Consider the following 917-nt stretch of genomic DNA (forward strand, 5'->3'; position numbering starts at 1 on the left):
TAGATTTCTTTCATAAGTCATTTTTCACTCAGCTCCAAGTTATAAATTCCAGCAATTAGATTGAATCTTAATGCTAGTCTTTTGCCTCGATTGCGATATCGCTCAGCAAGAATTTTGAAGGTTTTCAAACTGCCAAATACATGCTCAATTCCAATTCTTCTTTTATTGATTTCCTGATTATAGATTTTTAGTTCGGAATCCAGTTTACAGCGCTTCTTTGCTTTTAATGGCAACAAGCTATTTGGATACACTGTATAAATTCCCTGATAACCCTTATCCGCAAGGATAAATGCACCTGCAGGAATCTGATTCAAGTTACGTCTGAAGAGTTCGAAATCATGTACGGCACCACGACTCGTACATAAACTCAGGATTTTTTGAGTTTGATAATGAATGATGGCCTGTACTTTGAAAGTGTGGGTCTTTTTCTTGCCGCTATAGCTTTTCTTCTGTTTTTTTAGGCCTTTGGATTGGAATTTCTGTGGCATCCACGATCACAACATTCCAATCGATGCCTTCGCCCTCGGGTAAATCTTTGGGTAAATTAAAGAGATTGGACCGAATCAGGCAGTCTTCAACATGACGGACAATTCTTGAGGCTGTGGGCTCTGAAACCCCGTAGCTCGTCGCAACGTGAAATAAGGTTCGGTATTCCCGCCAATAGCTTAGACAGAGCAGAACCTGGTCTTCCAGGCTTAACTTGGGCGGTCTGCCTTTGGCAGGGACATGTTTCTTCAATTGCTCAACCATCAAATAGAAAGTTGACCATGAGATGCCTGTGTATCGCTTGAACTGAGGATCAGAAAGCTTGTTTGAATCGATGTATTTCATCCGCAGATTATGCACGAATGCTAAGAAATCCGGAGTGCAAATATTAACCAAAAAGAAGATCGTTTTTTGATTTATGAAAGAGATCT

At 40.2% G+C, this 917-nt stretch carries 2 protein-coding genes; both read right to left on the bottom strand.

The genetic code is table 11. The annotated features are described in order from the left end of the window. Positions 1-17: 17 nt before the first annotated feature. A complete protein-coding gene (locus tag OKC24_RS19745; RefSeq protein ID WP_120366086.1) occupies positions 18-488 on the bottom strand; it encodes a transposase family protein in 471 nt (156 codons plus the stop codon). Continuing rightward, positions 436-917 (bottom strand): transposase family protein (locus OKC24_RS19750; protein WP_216076667.1); only part of this gene is annotated, 482 nt, incomplete at its 5' end. The genes OKC24_RS19745 and OKC24_RS19750, both read right to left, overlap by 53 nt.

This window comes from Acinetobacter entericus, from assembly GCF_026168575.1.
Lineage (GTDB): Bacteria > Pseudomonadota > Gammaproteobacteria > Pseudomonadales > Moraxellaceae > Acinetobacter > Acinetobacter bouvetii.

Excerpts from the sequence above, each read along its gene's own strand:
- OKC24_RS19745 (WP_120366086.1), bottom strand. The coding sequence starts at position 488 with ATGCCACAGAAATTCCAATCCAAAGGCCTAAAAAAACAGAAGAAAAGC.